General features: G+C 45.9%; 1 protein-coding gene. It reads left to right on the plus strand.

Going from position 1 to position 706, the window contains the following annotated elements:
- The coding region (locus Q0779_RS23700) for an RHS repeat domain-containing protein (protein ID WP_298776721.1) at positions 1-706 on the plus strand (706 nt) is incomplete at both ends.

Below are 706 nucleotides of genomic sequence, written 5' to 3' on the forward strand. Positions count from 1 at the left end.
TTATTTACACGGATATTTCGGGTAATGTCTCTGAGTTTGATGCGAACGGTTATTTAACAAGTCAGAGTAAAGTCGGTAAGTTGAAGGATGCCGTTTGGTCTGTTACTTGGACGAATGGCCGAATAGAAAAGATTTATGATCCCGTGAGTGGACGTTTCGCTGCGTTTAATTACACGACATTGGCTGATGCAGATGGACCCTATCGTCCTGGAGAAGGCTTTGCTAGACCCGCTAATGGAAAGTTGACTCGCTTTACTAATTTTGATGGTACTAAGATCACCTTGTGGTACGACAGTAATGGCAATCTGGCGCGCATGGCCCAGGATAATGGTGCGTTAGTGGATTTTGCTTATGACAGTGCGAATAACTTAACCAGTGTCAGGACTTCTGAGGCGGCAGATGCAGATTATTTCAGCGGGTTATCCAATGACAGGCGTTATGAAATTCGCTATGAGGCGGAAACGGGGAAGGTCGCCAGTATCCAATTGCCCGCAGATACACTGGGGGCCGATAGATTAAGCCATTTATACCAATATCAGCCAAGTACTGATAACAGTGGCAGTACCACAGTCACTCGGCTTGTAGGCAGTAAAAGCGTGCCATTACAAACGGCATATTATGACCAGTACTGGCGAGTGACGCGTTCAACGGATTTAATAGAACAATTGGACTCACAGTGGGTGTGGGATGAGAGCGACTTATTAAC

Origin of the sequence: uncultured Shewanella sp. (assembly GCF_947491715.1) — a bacterium.
In the GTDB taxonomy this organism is placed as follows: Bacteria; Pseudomonadota; Gammaproteobacteria; order Enterobacterales; family Shewanellaceae; genus Shewanella.